We start from the raw sequence: 19145 nt of genomic DNA, 5'->3' as shown, positions 1-19145 counted from the left end.
AGGGATAGCCACGCGGTATGAAAAGCTTGAACGAAATTATCATTCAATGCTCGCTTTAGCATTTACTATGATGTGGCTACCAATGTGGGCTGATTGATATATGTACTACAAAGATCAACAGCCCCTAGCTTCATAACTTTAATAAAGTGCCCATCGGCCTACTTGTTAACACTGTTGGCGGCGATGGTACAGGTAAATAAAGCCCTTGCGACATTAAAGTAGCCAATTTAAACGCGTATTTGATATGAATGTGTTTACCATGTGCCGACTTTGTCAATTAGTGGCTCCTCACATGAAAAATAGCGATTATGGCAGCATAATTAATATCTCTTCTATAGCGAGCGTTAACAACAGCCCCGCTATTAGCGCCATGGCCCACGCGCTGTAAGTACTGATGCACTTAAAAAGTGCTTACCTCTGAAGTATTAAAACAATGTTACTTCATACTTTTATTATCAATACGTTAAAGCTAACTCCATAGTTAATCCAACAAACTCATTTTATATCGCAACTTACTTAACATAACCAACTTGCTTAACCCTATTTCCCCGTTATAAAACCTCTAAAAACCCTCATACTAACGGTACTAAAATAACCCAAAGTAATATTTTTCAGTTAAGCATTTAATGGTCAACACTATATTTGTATACTATACTTAAGTTATTCATAAATAGGCCCTTAGAGCTTATAATTAAGGTGAGGGACCGCATTGACTAATCATTTAACGCTACATTTTGTAACGCCAGAAATGCTCAAAGCAGCGGTGATCACAGCCAAATATGACCCCATACTTGTTTTAGCATCTGTATTTACAGCGGTATTTGCATCTTATATTTCATTTTTACTTTCTGCTCGTATTAAAGGCGCGCAACTTAAAAACGAAAAGCTTTTTTGGACCCTACTGTCATCATGCTTTTTAGGTGCAGGTATTTGGGCAATGCATTTTGTTGGCATGTTAGCCTACCAACTCCCTATTCCTGTAAGATACAATATACCTATAACACTAGTTTCAATTTTACCCAGTATATTTGCTAGTTATTTTGTTATATCCCCTAATTTAGAGCGTTTTAAACACTTATGGTTTAGAAGTATACTTATGGGCTTAGGTATTTGCAGTATGCATTACGTAGGTATGATAGCCATGATAATGCCAGCGCATATGGCTTATGAGCCCATTCTGTTTACGTTCTCTGTATTTGTTGCCGTAGCACTTTCGGGTTTAGCTTTAAAAATAAATGAATTACGCCAAACAACGCAAAATAAACAAAAGCGGGTTAACTTCTTAGCAGCGCTGGTAATGGGCAGTGCTATTTCGGGTATGCATTATATTGGTATGCTCTCTATGTATGTATTTGAATCTAGCCATACTACCTTGCAAATGACAACAGTGCACAACTTGCCCAAGTGATTATATTTGTAGTGCTAGTATTGAGCTTATTTTTAGTAGGCAGTATGGAATTACGTGCCAGAAGCTTGTTATCGGCAAAGTTAAAAGCAGTACTTAATACAGTGCAAGACGTAGTGATATGTTTTGATCGACAAGGCATTATCGAATTTGCCAACCCTGTAACTGCAAAAGTATTTGGTTTTGAGCAACAAGCGTTAATTGGCAAAAACATTGCTATATTGCTGCCAAAAAAGCATGCAAAGTTTTATCATTCATTTAATGAAGATCAATCCAACTTTGGCAAAAGCCAATTATTACAGGGGTGCAATAAGTGTGGGCAAGTTTTTCCCATAACAATCGCAATCAACCCTATAAGCGAGTTATCTAACGCCCCCTTTAGTCGCTACTATTAAAGATTTAACCGATATTCAAAACCAAGAAGCCTTTACACAAACTATATTTGATACCCTACCTAACATTTTATTTATTAAAGAAACTAAGAGCCTAAATTATAGTCATGTAAATAAAGCCGCTGAAAAATTACTTGGTAAATCACAAGAACAGCTTATTGGACTAAATGACTTTGATATATTCCCAGCAGAGCAAGCAAAGTTTTTTGTAAAAGCTGATCGCAAAGTATTGAACTCCAACAATTCGCTAACAATTAACGAAGAACCCGTAACCATAAATGGAACAACTCGTTATTTACGTACTCACAAGGTGATTATAAAAGATAGTATAGGTAAGGCTAAGTTTTTACTTGGTATTGCTGAAGATATTACTGAGCTCAGAGAAGCTAGAATTGAGCTAGATAATTTGCATCATCGAATGGCATTAGCCGCAGATGCGGCTAATGTTGGCATATGGGAATGGAACTTTAAAACCGATGTGCTTATTTGGGATGATTGGATGCACACACTTTATGGCATTAAAAAGAGTACTTTTTCTAGTAACTATGCTCAGTGGTCACAAACAATTCATCCTGATGATTATGATAGTGTTACAAATAGCCTGACCAAGGCAATAGCAAACAATGAAAAGTTTCATGCTGAATTTAAAATTATACTGCCCTGTGGAACAATACGTTATATAAACGCCGATGGCCGAGTATATGGTGATAGCATAGTCGGTATTAATTCTGATATTTCAAAGCGTATTATCGCTGAAAACGAAGTACTAAAACTAGCTCAAACCGATTATTTAACAGGGCTTGCAAACCGTAACAGCCTAACAAAGTTTGCTGAATGTGAGTTTAGAAAAGCTAAACAAGAGAACAGTAAAGTAGCTTGTTTATATTTTGACTTAGATAAACTTAAGCCAATAAACGATACTCACGGCCATATAGTTGGCGATTTTGTATTAACCGTAATAGCCGATCGTTTAAAGGATATTACCCGTAAAACAGACTGTATCGCGCGTATTGGCGGGGATGAGTTCGTTGTTATAAGCACCGATATTGAAAACGTCAACCAAATAGAAAAACAAATAACCAGATACTTAAACGCTATTGAGTTACCTATTGTGTTGCAAGATAACGAACTCTTAATTACAGTGAGCATTGGCTATGCGTTATATCCCGACGAAGCAGCAAACTTAGATGAGTTACTTAACAAAGCGGATAAAAGAATGTATGAACATAAAAGTAAAAAGCATGATCATGCTAATAACAGCCAACCACAAGTCAATTTAAGTTGAGCATTTAATTTTAACAATACATAACTTAAATCAACTGAACTGAAAAACTCAAATATTCCTACAGCTTCACTATGTATATCCTAAAAAGCGCTAAGTTAGCGGCTGCTTAGAGCCGTTCATTATAGGTTAACGCATTAATACAGCACGTAATTAGCATCCGTAAACACGCACTTTTTGTTATTTATACAATCCTCTGAATAGCTTTAAAAGTAATTAACTATAAGATATTTCGCCTATAAATAACGCTTAGATATATATATACTGTAGGTAATTATTAATATGACTTTTTGCTGACAATAATGTTTTTAGTGTTGTTATTAATGCAAAATATTAACGAAAAGAATAGTAGCTATGATTTTTAAAAATAAACACACTACCTGCGAGACTTTCCCATGTTATCAAAACGTATAATTCCATGTCTCGACGTTAAAGACGGCCAAGTAGTCAAAGGCGTAAAGTTTAAAGGCCATGAAGTAGTTGGTGATATTTTAACTATGGCAAAAGCTTACAGCGAAGCCGGTGCAGACGAACTGGTTTTTTACGAAATTAGTGCCAGTGTTGAAAAACGCTTACTCGATGTAAATTGGGTAGAGAGTATTGCCCGCCATATTGATATTCCTTTTTGCGTGGCAGGCGGTATTAAGTCGGTTGCCGATGCAGCTCGCGTACTTGAACGCGGCGCAGACAAAATCAGCATTAACAGCCCTGCTATTGCGCGTCCTGAACTTATTAAAGAATTACACGATGAGTTTGGTAAGCAATGTGTTGTAGTCGGCATTGACAGCTTTTTTGATGAAATTACCGGCGAGTATTTAGTTTACCAATTAACCGGCGATCCTAATGCATCAAGCCGTACGCGCTATAAAACACAAGAATGGGTTAAACGCGTACAAGACCTAGGCGCAGGCGAAATTGTATTAAACTGTATGAACCAAGATGGCGTTCGTAACGGTTACGACAACGAGCAACTAAGTAAAATTCGCGATCTGTGTGACATTCCTTTAATCGCCTCTGGCGGTGCGGGTAGTATGCAAGATTTTGTTGATGTATTTAAACAAAGCAAAGTAGATGGTGCATTAGCTGCCAGCGTTTTTCATAAAAATGTGATTAACATTGGCGAACTAAAACAATTTTTAACAGATAACCAAGTGGCAGCAAGATTATGCAAGTAACACAACAAAACCAAGCTCAGGTCGATTTCGCTAAAAGTGATATGATCCCTGCGATTATTCAAGATGCCCGCTCTGGTGTTATTTTAATGCAAGGCTTTATGAACAGCGAAGCACTCGCTGTTACGCTTGATACCAATAAGGTAACGTTTTACTCGCGTTCAAAATCGCGTTTATGGACTAAAGGCGAGTCATCAGAAAACTACTTAAACGTAGTATCTGTGCATACAGATTGTGACTACGATTCAATTTTAGTACTTGCCAACCCAGAAGGCCCAACGTGTCACTTAGGCACACAAAGCTGTTTTGGTGATGAATCAAAACCAAGTTTAAGCTTTTTAGCACAGTTAGAAGATGTGATTGTTGCGCGTAAAAATGATGACCCTGAAAAAAGCTACACAGCGTCATTATTTGCAAAAGACTTAAGCCGTAGTTGTCAAAAAGTAGGTGAAGAAGGCGTAGAAGTTGCCCTTGCCGCTATGAAACACGATAACGATGAGCTAACAAACGAGTCTGCTGATTTAATTTATCACCTGACTGTATTACTACAACGCCAAGGCTTAGCCCTTGAAGATGTAGTTAAATGCTTGCAAGGTCGCCATAAATAGCATTAGTTGTGACTAACAAAGAGGCTCATATTTATATGGGCTTTTTTATTTTTACAGTAAATCACGTGTGATATAGTGCGTGGCTAAATTAATCGGTTACTGTGAACTATGAAAAACTATATTACTCCTTCTATTGTCGCATTTATTTTAGTCGTCGCGTTTATTTTAGCGGGCTGTACCAGCAAAACTAATCAGACTACAACTACAGCAACCACTACTACAACGAATCAGTCTATAAAAACCACAGTAACACCCGATGAATGCAGCACCATAAATAACCTAATAAATGGTTATGAGTCTGGTTTTAATTCAATCAAAACAGATAAAGTAAATAACCAGTTTACTAATCAATGGCGTACTAATACTCATATAATTGGAGCAAACTGTACAGTTACTTTAAATAAGTCAGAGCAAGCAAGCTACCAATGCCAAACACCTGTTAAAACACAAACGCAAACAATAAAGTCTCATCAAAAACTGGCTAAGCAATTGCGCCAATGCTTAACCAAAACAGGTTGGTTGGAAAGCCAAAAAGAAACAGCAAGTTCAATTTACAGCACCTTTGTACTTGATACTAAAACCCCTGTCATTACACTTGCTACCAATCAAGAAGGTAATGGGTTTTCTACTCGCTTTGAAATTGCTCCACCGTTAGGACTTTAATAATGCGCCAATTAAATCAAAACAAAAAACCATCTAAATTTAAAACTGATTGCCTAGGAATATGCGAAAGGCGCAGCGGTTACTGCACCGGGTGTGGGCGTACTAACGAAGAAATTTTTGATTGGATAATATTATCTGAAGATGAAAAAAAAGCGATTTTAGAAACACCACGAGCAGACGCTAACTCATAACAAATAAAGCCTTTAAATGTTAAAAGTAACAGTTAATTGATTAACTAAAAACTTTTAACTTGTTGTGGGTATTCATTTTAGTTGCGCTAATACAGCTTTCGACTACTTGCTCAAATGAGTTATTAATATCTATATTTATAACATTGGGCTCATCTTCTTTTGGAACTTCTAGCGCTTCAAATTGGCTTTTGAGTAAATCAACAGGCATAAAATGCCCTTTTCTGTCCTGCATACGGCTTTTAACCAGCTCAAAATCACCAAAAAGATGTAAAAAGGTAATGCCTGTATTTCCATCACATATTTGTTCTCGGTATTTCTTTTTTAATGCTGAGCAGACTATTACCGCGACTTCATTTTTCTTTTCAATGCTAAATGCAGCATCACGTATTCTTTCGAGCCAAGGCACACGATCAGCATCATTTAAAGGCTGCCCAGATGACATCTTTAATATATTAGCCTTGGGATGTAAGTCGTCTCCGTCGATAAATTTAGCGCCAATGCGCTTTGCTAATGCATCACCCACACTTGACTTTCCTGTGCTTGAAACCCCCATTACAATATAAATACGACCTACATTTGTGTTACTCATGTATTTACCCTCGCTTTAATTTAATAATTAATTATTTTCAATGTATATATTATATTGAGTTACGGGTAACATGTTACCCGTAACAAATACGAAAGTGAAGTTAAACACACACTAAACATCATAATTCACACTGAATATAAGTAGGGAAAAATGTCAGATTTATCATTAATACTAACAGCGGTAGGCTCCATATTTTTATTGCTATTTTTAGTAATGAAAGTACGACTACATGCTGTCGTCTCTTTGATCCTTGTTTCTATGATTGCAGGATTATTCTCAGGAATGAGCCCAGAAATAATTGCCGCTACAATTCAAAAAGGAATGGCCGGAACACTAGGCTTTGTAGCGGTGGTGGTCGCTTTAGGCGCAATGTTTGGCAAAGTAATGGAAGAAACCGGCGCGCTGGATCGCATTGCCCACACACTTTTACACCGTTTTGGAGAAAAAAACGCTAATTGGGCGCTTACCTTTACGGGCTTTATTTGTGCCCTCCCCCTCTTTTTTGATGTAGCCGTTGTACTTTTAATCGGTATTGTTTTTGCTGTGGTACGAAAAGGCGGTGGCAGCGTTGTTAAAATTGGTATTGGGCTACTTGCTGGGATAGCATCTTGTCAGGCATTTCTTATTCCTGCGCCAGGGCCGATTTTGGTTGCCTCTCAATTAGGCGCTGACTATGGTTATATGATTTTATTTGGCCTTATTGCTGCCATACCGGCAATGATTATAGGAGGTCCAATTTGGGGCTCTATTATTTCTAAATCTATTCATGTAGAACTCCCACAGCACGAACAAATCGATGATAACCAAAGAGTTGGTAAAGGGACGCCTAGTTTTGGATTAGCATTAGGTTTAATTGCTCTGCCGTTAATTATGATTAGTTTAAATACTATTGGTAGTCGCTTTGTTGAAAGAGACTCTGATTTATATAATTGGTTAGCCTTTATAGGACATCCATTTACAGCAATTTTAGTTGCCTGCCTAATGGCATTTTATTTGCTCGGTGCAAGGCGCGGTGTCCCGAATGCTAGAATCATGGAAATTTGTGGTAGTGCCTTACAACCTGCAGGAATTATTATTCTTGTCACTGGTGCCGGTGGGGTATTTAAACAAGTATTAGTTGATTCAGGAGTAGGTACTGCACTAGGTAATTACTTAGCTGGCTCAGGATTACCAATTGTAATACTCGCTTTTGTATTATCAGCCGCTGTGCGGGTTATTCAAGGCTCTGCGACAGTAGCTATGCTTACAGCGTGTGGCTTAATTATTCCAATGCTTCAGCCTTTAGGCCTTGATGGAGCGCAGCTTGCCGCTGTCACTATCGCTATTGGTGGGGGCTCTATTGTGCTCTCCCATGTAAACGACTCAGGATTTTGGTTAGCGAGTCGCTATCTCGGTTTGAGCGAAATGCAAACTCTTAAAACGTGGACGGTAATGGAAACTATTATTGGTACTGTTGGCGCACTTGTCGCTATGATTATTTCTCTGTTTTTGTAAAATTACAGTATGTAGAGTTATCATCACACATATAAAAATTACCTGAGCCTTTTGTTATTTAGGCTCAGGTAATTAGGCACAGGTAATTTAAGTATTTAAACACTCTCACCTAGATGAACTATATAACCAGTATCAATTACTTGCTTATAATTCATGCTAGTATCCAAATCGGAATTAATGCGGCTCAACAACTCTCTTCCCGCAACATTACCTATCTGATAACGAGGGGTGATCACACTTGCTAATTGAGGCACCATTGCTTGGCCAATATCATGACCATGAAAACCCACAATCCCTATTTGGCTAGGCACTAAAATGTTGTTTCGCTGGCATTCAAAAATAGCCCCAATTGCTAAATCATCATTAGTACAAAACAAACAGTCAGTATTTGGGTAGTCAGTACGCGCTTTTTGTAAAAGTTCAGCGCCTAAACTATAAGATGAAGCTTGATCAGTCATCACACTTTTAGGCGTAAAGCCTTTAGCTAACATAGCATCTGAATAACCTTGAAATTTTAGGCGTGTTCGTACATCGAGCCTTGCACCTATATAAACAATATTGCGATAGCCTTTATTTAAAAGTGCCGTCGTCATATCAAAAGCGGCTTTAACGTTATCAAAACCAATCGCTTGCTGCATAGGAGAGTGATGAGTATCCATTATTTCAATCACAGGTACGCCTGACGTTTCAATCATTTTTAGCGTTCTGTCTGTGTGTGTGGTTTCTGATAAAATTAAACCATCAACGTGATACGACAATAGATACTCAACCCGTTTTTCTTCAATTTCAGGGTTATAACCATAATGGGCTAACATTGTTTGATACCCTGCAGGCCCTGTTACATCTTCAATGCCTTTTATAACTTGAGCAAACACGTGATTCGTTAACGATGGGACTAGTACACCAATAGAGTAACTTTTAGCATTAGAGAGTAAATCAGGGGCTTTATTTGCAATGTAACCTAGCGTATCAATAGCTGCACTAATTTTAGTGCGAGTAGACTCTGATACTTTTTCGGGATTACGTAAATAACGACTCACCGTCATTTTGGTTACACCAACCGCATCGGCAATATCTTGAAGAGAAGAACGTTTGTTTTTTTTCATCACACACAATTAAATAAAATGTTACTTGTAACATATCAACTATTGTGAAAAATCACTACTTTTAGCCCATTTTATTTAGGTTAAAGTAATAAATATTTAGCCTACCGCCTGTATTTAAACTGTAGCTAAATGAATGGCTAAAAAGGTTTAGAAAACCTAAACCTTTTTAACAAACAATACTGTATTTACAGTAAAGCTGAACAAGCATTTCTAATTAATGTAATTTTAAGCTTTATCGAGCGCTTGGCTTACATCGGCAATTATATCTACAATGTTTTCAATACCGACTGACAAACGGATTAAATCGCGACTTACACCCGCATTAGCAAGCTCTTCATCATTTAATTGGCGGTGTGTAGTTGACGCAGGATGGCACGCAAGCGACTTGGCATCGCCAATATTAACTAAGCGTAAAATCATGTTTAGCGCATCAATAAAACGAGTACCCGCTTCTAGGCCACCAGCAATACCAAAGCTTAAAATACCCGATGCTTTACCACTGGTAATTTTTTGGCTCATTTCGTTATACGGGCTTGATTTAAGCCCTGCGTAATTAACCCAAAGCACTTTTGGATGATTTTCTAAATACTCAGCTAGCTGCTGTGCATTCTCGCAGTGGCGATCCATTCTTAAGCCTAAGGTTTCAAGGCCGATTAAAATGTCAGATGCGTTTTTAGGGGCAAGCGCTGCGCCGGTATTTCTAAGTGGCACTACTCTGCAGCGACCGATAAATGCAGCTTCAGCAAAAGCTTCGGTATAAACCACATTGTGGTACGACGGATCGGGCTCGTTCATCATTGCAAAACGTGTAGCATTCGCTTTCCAATCAAATTTACCTGAGTCGACAATCATGCCGCCAATAGCAGTACCGTGCCCGTTTATATACTTTGTCAGTGAGTGAACCACTATATCGGCGCCCAGCTCAAATGGACGGCATAAATACGGCGTAGCCACGGTATTATCAACTATAAGCGGCACACCTTTGCTGTGTGCAATACGTGCTAAACGCTCAATATCAACAATATTACCTGCCGGGTTACCAATAGATTCACAAAAAACAGCACGGGTGCTGTCGTCAATGGCATCCTCGAATGCGCTAAAGTCATCAGCTTTAATCATGCGTGCTTCAATACCTTGCCTAGGTAGTGTATGAGCAAATAAGTTATACGTCCCACCATATACTTGGCTGGTGCTGACAATGTTAGTACCGACTTCACACAAACATTGAATAGCATACGTAATAGCAGCCATCCCAGAGGCAACGGCCAGCCCACCAATGCCCCCTTCCATCGCGGCAATACGTTGTTCAAGTACGGCATTGGTTGGGTTCATTATGCGGGTGTAAATATTTCCAGGTACTTTTAAATCGAATAAATCAGCGCCATGCTGCGTGTTGTCAAATGTATAAGAAGAAGTGTGATAAATAGGCACGGCTGCCGATTTGGTCGTAGGCTCAGATTCGTAACCGTGGTGCAGTGCTAATGACTCTAATTTCATAATTATTTCCTTCAATTAATTTACCACTAAGCTAGCACTTCTTGGTTATAAAATGCACATGAAATATATTAAAGGCTGTTAGGTGATTTGATTTAAGTTAAGGCGGTTAATAGCTATGAGTTCAAGGATTATGTTCTTTTGAACTTTTTAGAAAAACCATATAAAAAAACTTTATATGGCTGTGTTCTTCCATTAGGTAGTAAGTTATTTTAAGGTTATATTTAATGAATTAGTATTAAGCACTAAATAAAACAAGCTTAATCGAAATATGTATTAGAAACTTTAGAGGACAACATAAATTACTAATATTATTTGTATTGTATGGCTCGAATATATTCAATAAGTTGGTCAACAGGAAGCGGCTTTGAGAAAAAGTATCCTTGAATCCTAATACCTTTATATCTAGATAAGTGTGTAATTAGCTTTTCATCTTCTACCCCCTCTACTACCACTTTTTTGCCTAAGTCATAACAAACTTTGATAATGGTATCTAAAAGCTTTCGTTCTTTCGTATCTTTATCCGCTCCAAGAGTAAACTCTCGATCAATTTTAATAATGTTCGCGGGCTGATTAGCAAGATATGACAAACTTGAAAAACCAGTCCCAAAATCGTCTATAGCAACATTCAAACCTGAATTAATTAATTCAAGTAATGTTTTCTCTATAGATGTCTTTTCTTGAAAGGAGGACTCAGTGACTTCAACAGTGAAATTTTTATATGTGATGTTATTTTGAGTAAGTAAATGGAGTAAGTCGATAGAAAAATTGTCTTTAATAATCTGCTTGGTTGAAAAATTAACTGCTACGGCTATATTTTGAAGTTGCGAATGTTTTTTTATATCGTGAAGGACTTGATTTAAAACTTGTTTACCTACTTGAACTATTTGACCCGTAGTTTCTGCTACAGGGATAAATTTTGCCGGAGAGATCCATTCACCGTTACAACACCACCTAACTAGCGCTTCAACACCTACAATTTGGTTCCCATTCAAGTTATGTATAGGTTGGTAGAACACTTCTAATTCGTTGTTCTTTAGAGCCGTGTGTAAATTATTTCGGATAATAATTTTTTCGCTGTGTTTATCATCCATTATTTGTTGATAAAAGTGTATTTGATTCCCTCCAAGCTCTGTAGATTTTTCAAGGGCTATATTTGCTTGCTGAAGGTTAAGCTTAAAATTAAATAATTCGGGGGTTTGATAAAATACCACTCCAGCACTTGCAGTAAGATTGAAGTCAAATGTGTCTATACAGTACGCTTTAGATAAATCGAGTATTAGAGCCTCAATTTTTTGCTCAAGGATAGCTGGTGTAGTATCTGTAAAATATAAAACAAAGCTATCGTTAATTCCCTTAGAAATTAATACTCGGTTGTCAACATTTATACTTATTCTTTCAGAAGCTTTTTTCAGAATTTTATCACTGATTTCATAACCTAAAGAGTTATGTATCTCTTCATAAAAATCTAGTTTAACTATTACAGTTGCAAAATTACTATATCCTCTAACCGAGCTAAGCTGCAGAAACTCTTCTTCCAAAGCTTTCAATCTCAGTAAACCAGTTAATTCATCATGCTTTGTACTAAACTCTAAGGCTCTTGATGAATCAGCTACCAGTACAAAAATAAATATAAATAGAAACGTAAACCATAATATTAATTGATCAATTATGGTATCAATGTGTATTGCTTCATAGTCATTGATAAAGGTATAGACATTATGTTCAACTAAACCCATCACATTTATTTTTTCAGTGATAAAATGGTTATAACGGCTAGTTAGCTTGTTTAAATCAGACTGAGTTTTATTTTTATAGTCTACTGAAAAGTATACATTTGGAGTTAACTCTAAATATGTATCATACCGACTAAGATATTTTAAATAACTTTTCTCTAATAATAAGTTCATATCTAGTAAATTTAATATATAAAAACGACTTTGATTCGCAAGTTTAACAGGGGCTAAAAACATTAAAATTGGTATATCGGAGTCTAGAGTTAATGAGTTAGCTGCAAATTGGACTTCCTCTATATCTCTTTTAAGCCATAATTTTATTGTAGGTTTTTCTAGCATTCCATTTAAGTAAAAACTGCTAGAAAAATTATCGCCTGAAATATAATTTAATTCATTATCAAGAACTAAAACACCTTTGATTATATTATAATCACTAATGTAATTTTTTGAGTCTATATTAATTAGACGCATAAAATCTTCAAAACTAACTTTTTCTACTCTAGTCTTTATTCTAGCTAGAGCTTTTTTCTGTGAAGCCAAAGAGCGGTTTATCATTGTTTCTAATAAGTGTATTTTTTCTCTTGCATTAGCATCTTGGGTTCTGACTAGATTCAAAGATGACTGATGCCACACAGTTGAACCGATTAATACAACTATAAATACGACTAATTTTATTTTTTTCATTTCATTTATTTTTATATTTTTATGAAAAGCTTTGATAGTAATTGCTGAAAAACAAGTAAACATAAAAATGGCGTACAATGATAAAGTAAATGGGTTGTTATCAAGGCTTCCCAGATCGAAATTAACCTTCATATGCAATAAAAAAGAAAACTGAATAAATAGAAAACACAATGCAGCAACTGTAGCTATTGCGATGCAATACTTCTTTGTATATAGACTTACTTTTTTTATGGTTGCTAAAACGCCTGCAATTAACAGTGAAATTATTGCCGTCGTGGGGCTTATCACCTTCATTAATTCATACCCAGAAAAAGTAGATTCAACCATTCCTAGTGCAAAAATAATACAGTGAAAATACAAAATAGCGCTATATAAAATACTAGTCGCACTTCTTGTCACATTCAATCTCATATCATAACCCATTAAATTTATCAGCTGCCCCAATGCAGTTTAAAAGGATTACTTATATAACTCAATGCAAACATAAAGCATTGCTTATTAATCATTTTTCTTGTGAAGTGGCAGAGAAATACACTTTTGATTGTAAGACCTCCAAGTTGACATCCATGTTTTCATTATATACGATACATGCATGAACCATATACGGTATATATAATGGGAATAGTGAAAATATCAGATGGGCTGCATGAAGAAATTAGAAAATCGAGTAATATCATGTCCAGATCTATCAATTCACAAGCAGAGTTTTGGATTAAAATAGGCATGCTTGCTGAGTTAAATCCGACACTTACCTACCATGAAATAATTAAAAAACAACTCATAAAAGAAAAGCTTACTATTCAGGATCTTTTGCATGAGTAAAGCAACAATAAAGACTGATGCAGAAATTGAGCTCATGAGAGAATCAGGAAAGCTTTTAGCTCAGGTATTTAAAATGCTTGATGATTTTATTTGCGAGGGCATAACTACGTTAGATATAGACACTAAAGTAGAAAGCTATATTACCAATGTGTTACATGCTCGTCCTGCCAGTAAAGGCCAATATGGCTATCGGTATTCATTGAACTCATCTGTTAATGACGTAGTGTGCCATGGTGTACCCAATAATATTTATAAATTAAAAAACAAAGATATTTTAAATATTGATATTACCTTAGAGAAAAATGGTTATATCAGTGATTCAAGTAAAATGTATACTTTTGCAGCGACAAGCTCAGAAGCCAAACGATTGGTTAAAACGACTTATGATGCTATGTGGGAAGGTATTAAGGTGGTAAAGCCAAAAGCAACGCTTGGTGATATTGGCTATGCTATTCAAAAGCACGCTGAATCTTCTGGTTATAGTGTAGTACGTGAATATTGCGGTCATGGTATTGGTAAAGAAATGCATGAAGAGCCGCAAGTTTTGCATTATGGTAAACCTCATACAGGGTTAGTGCTTGAAGCAGGTATGACCTTTACTATAGAGCCTATGATCAACCAAGGTTCCAAGAAGGTAAAAACTAAAAAAGATGGATGGACAGTCGTAACAAAAGACAAGAAACTTTCTGCTCAGTGGGAACATACCGTTCTAGTAACAGAAACTGGCTTCGAAGTTTTAACACTTCGCGATGAAGAGAAGCGTGCTTAGCAAAACTAAGTTATGCTACTGACGTATACAAACCGTAACCCATTATGATTAACAAAAAAGGCGCTTCCTTTACGGTAAGCGCCCTTCTCTTATCTCACTAATTACTTATTTTACGATTGTCATTTCGTCTAATAAGTTTTGTGCATTATCTACTTTATCCATTACCCACAGCATGTAGCGTGAATCAACGTGGATTGAGCGATTAAGCTCAGGGTTGTAATCCCAGTCACCAATAATACTTTCGTAAACACCGTCAAACAGTAAACCAACAAGCTCTGCTTTGCCGTTAAGTGTTGGCGAACCTGAGTTACCACCGGTAGTGTCTACATTTGATAAAAAGTTTACTGGTACTGTATTCATGCCGCCCGTGTAATCACCGTAAAGCTTGGCTTTAATTTGCTCTTGTAACTTTTTAGGTGCATTAAATGGGTCAACATCGGTGTTTTTAGCGAGTAACCCTTCAAGCGAGGTAAAAGGTGTTGCTACCAAGCCATCTTGAGGTGAGTAGCCACCTACGGTGCCATAGGTTACTCGTAGTGTGCTGTTGGCATCGGCGTATACAGGTTTGTTTTTAGCTTTGTTAAACGCAATTATTGCGCTCATTAGCTTTGGACGAGCTGCTTGTAATTTACCTGCAAGTGCTTTTGATTTATCTTCCTGTGCTTTCATTACTTTAAATATTGCTTTAGCGTAATGCACAAATGGGTCTTGGCTTTGATTTAGCTGGCTAAACGATTGTTCAAATAATGAATTGCGAACAGTGGCATTATCGAGTCTTGACTGTTCATACATGCTATCAAGTAACGCGCTTTGGGTTGCTTTATCAAACCCATTTTGTACTTTAAATACGTTATCAACCTCGCTAAAGCGCTCTTCTTTTGGAAGTGCTGCATACAGCTCTAAAAAGTGCAGTAAAATAGCTTTGTCTACTTTGCTATCATAACGGCGCGTCATGCGCTCAAGCCCTGCTTTAATGCGAGGTAAGTCACGTTCTTGATAACCAGATTCACGTTCGCTATTTGGCTTTTGTTTTTCGTAAGCTAGGCGGTATAAACGTCGTGCTGTGCTGATCATCTGTGAGCGATGTACATAACCTAACATTCGGTCGCGTTCACTGTGCTCTTGTGATTGTGCAATTAGCTCAGATAGCTCACCTAATACGCTTCCGTATTGCTCTTTACGCTCACCATCGCTATTGATCCATTGTGTTAACTCTTGCTCAAACTGTTTTTTGCGCTCAAGCATAGTGCCTTTTTTGAAGCTTTCGATCATCGAACCATAGTTTTTAATATAGTTGTTATAACCTGCAATGGTGCTTTCGTAAGCAATACGCGCTTTACTGCCGTCTTCTGAGTTTTCTTCAATAAGCGACACGTATTTTGAGTTATGAACGCGTGCTTTAGGGTAGCTGTCGTTAAATACGTTATCTACCTCTGTTGCAATGCGGTAGCGGTTAGTACGCCCTGGGTAGCCTGTAACCATTACAAAGTCGCCTTCTTGCACGCCTTTGGCACTTACTTTTAGGTAAGAGTCTGGTACGTAAGGTACGTTGTCTTCGCTGTACTCAGCTGGTTTTCCATCTTTGCCTACATAAGCGCGGTAAAAACCAAAGTCGCCTGTGTGGCGCGGCCACATCCAGTTATCTATATCGCCACCGTATTTACCTACGCCCATAGCTGGTGCGTAAGATAAACGTACGTCTTTAATTTCAAGTGACTTAATTAGGTAAAACTCTAAACCACCATGAAACGAATACACATTACAACGGTAGCTTTCGTCGGCTTCACACTGGGCTACTAGCGCTTTTTCGTTTTTTACTATTGCGTCGTAGCGTGCTTTTGCTGTTAACTCGTTAGTACCTTTAATTACTTCATCTGTTACGTTGGTAACCGTTTTTGTTACATAGACGCGTGAGCCCGGCGCTGCAGGTAAATCTTCTGTAGGACTTTTAGCTAAAAAGCCATTTTCTAAAATATTGTTTTCAGGTGTTGAGTTGTATTGCACCGAGCCATAAACACAGTGATGGTTTGACACAACTAAACCCTTAGGCGATACAAACGATGCTGTACAGCCACCTAGGCTAATTACCGCATTCATTGGGAATTCGGTTAATTTAGAAATAGATTCAACATCAATTTCAAGCCCTTTGGCTTTTAAAATTGATTCTAACTCTGGAAGTTGGTGTGGTTGCCACATGCCTTCGTCGGCTATGGCACTACTTGCAAATGATAAAGAAAATGTGGCTACTAATGTAGCTACAAGAGGTTTTAAACGCATTATAGAATCCTTTTTATTTGTTTCTATAACAGGTTACTCGCGATGGGGCAATAAGGTCAATAGCCGTGCAATGAATTGTTACAATCGAGTGTTTAATCTTACTTTTTATCAAAATTCATCGAAAAATCAAGAAACTGTTTTGCTGGTATTGGTTTACTAAAATAGAAGCCTTGCATAAAATCACAACCCAATTCGTTCAATAAAGTATGCTGCTCTTTTGTTTCTACACCTTCGGCTACCACTGTCAGTCCTAAGCTGTGCGACATAGCAATAATTGCCTTTACGAGATTACAATCTTCATTGTTTAGTACAATACCATCAATAAAACTTCTATCTATTTTAAGTACATTAAAAGGGTATTCTCTCAAATAACTTAATGATGAATAACCTGTACCAAAGTCATCCATTGATAAGTTAATGCCTAATGCAGTAATTTCAGTCAGTATATCAACAACATTAGTGTGGCAACTCATCAATACTCCCTCAGTTATTTCAAGCTCTAAACTTTCGGGGTTTACGTTTGCTTCACTCAATGAGTTTTGAATAAAACTGAGCAACCCTACGTCTCTAAATTGGCGAGGAGATAAGTTAACAGCCATGGTGTATTTTTGTTGGCGTTTACAGGTACTTTGCCATGTGTTTAAAAAATCTAATACTTGGCTAATTACAAACTTACCAATAGGTACAATTAATCCTGTATTTTCGGCAATAGGTATAAACTCATCGGGTGTTACATTACCTAGCACAGGGTTATGCCAGCGTAATAACGCTTCTGCACCAATGATGTGTTTATTTTTGGCGTCAAATTGGGGCTGGTAGAATAACTCAAATTCATTACGCTCAAGGGCGCCACGCATCTGCTCTTCTATTACTAGTCGGCGCTGAATAATTACGTTCATCTTTTTAGTAAAAAATGAATAAGTATTACGACCATATGATTTTGCTTGATACATTGCAGTGTCAGCATTTCGTAATAAATCAGCAACGGTTGTACCATTTTCTGGGTATATGGCTACACCAATACTCGCTGTTAGTATGTGTTCCCGGCCCTCAATTTTAAAAGGGGCTCTAAAGTTATTGACCAGTTTTTCAGTAATTTTTAGCGCTGCATGGTGATCAGTTATACCTCGTAGTAATACGATAAACTCATCTCCACCTAGGCGCCCTACCGTGTCGTCTTTTCGCAGTGCCTCTTGTAGCCTTTGCGCTGATTCAATTAAAAGTTTGTCTCCTGTTTCATGGCCTAAAGAGTCATTTATTTTTTTAAAATCATCTAAATCTAAAAACAGTACCGCTGCTTTTTCGTTATTTCTTTGTGCTTCAATAAGTAATTGCGACAAACGATCAAGTGCTAAAAAACGATTTGGAAGCGAAGTTAAACTATCGTAATACGCTTGATGTCTAATTAGTTCATCTGATTTATGCTGTTCGGTAATATCTCGAATAATAACCATTAACTGGTTATGTTCTGTTATTTATTCTTGCTTCAAAAAAACGAGCCCATGGGGCAAAGCTAGCTCGTATTTAAAGCTCATCATCTGCTCTTTTTCTAATACAAGGCTGATATAGGTTTCAAATTTTTTGGCTACATCTTGAGGGAGTACATCACCCATTTTTTTTACCAATAAATTGCTTTGGCTTGGTGTAGAGATCGGTCTCATTACTGGCATGATACTCAATAATAGTTCCATCATTTTCCATCAAGAAAAATAAGTCAGGAATTGCTCCAAAAATAGTTTTTAGCATATGCTCATTAAATGACGCATCTGCTTGTGCCTTTTTAACCTCAGATAAATCAATATCAATACAGTACATTTGTTTTGTATTATATTGATTTGTAAACATAACATGGCTGGAAAAAACCGATACATTGTCTCCATCTTTGTCTTGTAAGATAATTTCAGATGCTGGAATTTCTATATCTTTTTTTACCCAATCACTGTGTGCGTCAATTACAAATTCACACATTGATTCTGGAATTATAAGGTCTTCTATTTTTTGCCCTATGGCCTCTTCTTTGGTGTATCCGTAAAGTCGCACACTGCCTTCATTCCAATAAATAACACGACGCTCATTGTCATAACCTTGAACAGAAATTACATTTACCGCATCAAATAACTGGTGCAAATAGTCGTTAATTACAAATTAGTTGGTTAAGTCTGAAGCAACGTCGTCTAATTTCATTTTGAGGCTATATCCATAAGTAATTTTATTTAGTAATAAAAAACACCAAATAATAATTAAATTTAATTTTAATATTAAATTTCCATGTACATTATATACGCCATTATACATCGAGTAGGGTGAGGCTTATGCCTCATCCCTCTCACAGAACCGTACGTACGGACCTCGTATACGGCTCCTGTACCCTTCACATTTTATCAACTTATTTCCTAAACGCTGATAAAGCAAGCCATCCCGTATTCACTTTTTCTATTGGATATAAACCAAGCTCCTCAAA

General features: G+C 37.0%; 15 protein-coding genes and 3 pseudogenes. 12 read left to right on the top strand and 6 right to left on the bottom strand.

Annotated features, from left to right (window positions below):
- From QL998_RS18045 to QL998_RS18010, 9 genes and pseudogenes are all read left to right on the top strand, one after another.
- Positions 1–97: pseudogene (locus tag QL998_RS18045) on the top strand (IS5/IS1182 family transposase); the annotation flags it as partial.
- A gap of 135 nt (positions 98–232) precedes the next feature.
- A pseudogene (locus QL998_RS20790) lies at positions 233–388 on the top strand (SDR family NAD(P)-dependent oxidoreductase); the annotation flags it as partial.
- A 321-nt stretch (positions 389–709) separates the two neighbouring features.
- On the top strand, positions 710–1408 hold the full coding sequence (locus tag QL998_RS18040; RefSeq protein ID WP_050582184.1) for an MHYT domain-containing protein: 699 nt from the start codon (positions 710–712) through the stop codon (positions 1406–1408).
- A 44-nt stretch (positions 1409–1452) separates the two neighbouring features.
- On the top strand, positions 1453–1800 hold the full coding sequence (locus tag QL998_RS18035; RefSeq protein ID WP_050582183.1) for a PAS domain S-box protein: 348 nt from the start codon (positions 1453–1455) through the stop codon (positions 1798–1800).
- Complete coding sequence (locus QL998_RS18030) at positions 1796–3082, top strand: diguanylate cyclase (protein ID WP_343222886.1); 1287 nt, start codon at positions 1796–1798, stop codon at positions 3080–3082. Before QL998_RS18035 ends, QL998_RS18030 begins: the two co-directional genes overlap by 5 nt.
- Before the next feature lie 392 nt (positions 3083–3474).
- Positions 3475–4254 carry an imidazole glycerol phosphate synthase subunit HisF gene (gene hisF / locus QL998_RS18025; protein WP_290193207.1) on the top strand — a complete coding sequence of 260 codons (780 nt, stop codon included), beginning with the start codon at positions 3475–3477 and terminating at the stop codon, positions 4252–4254.
- The gene (gene hisIE, locus QL998_RS18020; RefSeq protein WP_024604211.1) at positions 4245–4859 is read left to right on the top strand and encodes a bifunctional phosphoribosyl-AMP cyclohydrolase/phosphoribosyl-ATP diphosphatase HisIE; all 615 of its coding nucleotides are present in this window, start codon (positions 4245–4247) and stop codon (positions 4857–4859) included. The genes hisF and hisIE overlap by 10 nt, the downstream gene beginning before the upstream one ends.
- Positions 4860–4967: 108 nt before the next feature.
- Entirely contained in the window at positions 4968–5522 is a 555-nt protein-coding gene (locus QL998_RS18015) for a hypothetical protein (RefSeq protein ID WP_024604210.1), read from the top strand.
- A 2-nt stretch (positions 5523–5524) separates the two neighbouring features.
- Positions 5525–5713 carry a DUF1289 domain-containing protein gene (locus tag QL998_RS18010; RefSeq protein ID WP_002960277.1) on the top strand — a complete coding sequence of 63 codons (189 nt, stop codon included), beginning with the start codon at positions 5525–5527 and terminating at the stop codon, positions 5711–5713.
- Positions 5714–5753: 40 nt separating this feature from the next.
- Here QL998_RS18010 and QL998_RS18005 read toward each other — a convergent pair whose 3' ends face one another.
- Complete coding sequence (locus QL998_RS18005) at positions 5754–6302, bottom strand: gluconokinase (protein WP_024604209.1); 549 nt, start codon at positions 6300–6302, stop codon at positions 5754–5756.
- Between the two features lie 150 nt (positions 6303–6452).
- Here QL998_RS18005 and gntU point away from each other — a divergent pair, with 150 nt between their 5' ends.
- Positions 6453–7796, top strand: a complete 1344-nt coding sequence (gntU, locus tag QL998_RS18000; protein ID WP_024604208.1) for a gluconate transporter — start codon at positions 6453–6455, stop codon at positions 7794–7796.
- 95 nt (positions 7797–7891) lie between these two features.
- Here gntU and gntR read toward each other — a convergent pair whose 3' ends face one another.
- From gntR to QL998_RS17985, 3 genes are all read right to left on the bottom strand, one after another.
- A complete protein-coding gene (gntR, locus tag QL998_RS17995) occupies positions 7892–8902 on the bottom strand; it encodes a gluconate operon transcriptional repressor GntR (RefSeq protein ID WP_024604207.1) in 1011 nt (336 codons plus the stop codon).
- Between the two features lie 225 nt (positions 8903–9127).
- On the bottom strand, positions 9128–10399 hold the full coding sequence (locus QL998_RS17990; protein WP_290193206.1) for an aminotransferase class I/II-fold pyridoxal phosphate-dependent enzyme: 1272 nt from the start codon (positions 10397–10399) through the stop codon (positions 9128–9130).
- Positions 10400–10707: 308 nt separating this feature from the next.
- Positions 10708–13227, bottom strand: a complete 2520-nt coding sequence (locus QL998_RS17985; RefSeq protein ID WP_290193205.1) for a bifunctional diguanylate cyclase/phosphodiesterase — start codon at positions 13225–13227, stop codon at positions 10708–10710.
- 204 nt (positions 13228–13431) lie between these two features.
- Between QL998_RS17985 and QL998_RS17980 the strand changes: the two genes are divergently transcribed.
- On the top strand, positions 13432–13638 hold the full coding sequence (locus tag QL998_RS17980) for a ParD-like family protein (RefSeq protein ID WP_024596935.1): 207 nt from the start codon (positions 13432–13434) through the stop codon (positions 13636–13638).
- Positions 13631–14407 (top strand): type I methionyl aminopeptidase, encoded by a 777-nt coding sequence (gene map / locus QL998_RS17975; RefSeq protein ID WP_024605997.1) that lies wholly within the window; start codon positions 13631–13633, stop codon positions 14405–14407. The genes QL998_RS17980 and map overlap by 8 nt, the downstream gene beginning before the upstream one ends.
- Before the next feature lie 105 nt (positions 14408–14512).
- Here map and QL998_RS17970 read toward each other — a convergent pair whose 3' ends face one another.
- Together QL998_RS17970 and QL998_RS17965 are read right to left on the bottom strand one after the other, a co-directional pair.
- Positions 14513–16684, bottom strand: coding sequence for a S46 family peptidase (locus QL998_RS17970; RefSeq protein WP_024605998.1), 2172 nt, complete (start codon positions 16682–16684; stop codon positions 14513–14515).
- A 98-nt stretch (positions 16685–16782) separates the two neighbouring features.
- Positions 16783–18823, bottom strand: a pseudogene (locus QL998_RS17965) (EAL domain-containing protein).
- Between the last annotated feature and the right edge of the window lie 322 nt (positions 18824–19145).

The organism is Pseudoalteromonas sp. APC 3691, from assembly GCF_030408135.1.
GTDB lineage: Bacteria > Pseudomonadota > Gammaproteobacteria > Enterobacterales > Alteromonadaceae > Pseudoalteromonas.
Note: the sequence above shows the minus strand (reverse complement) of the source record. Positions and strands in the feature narration are given on the sequence as shown.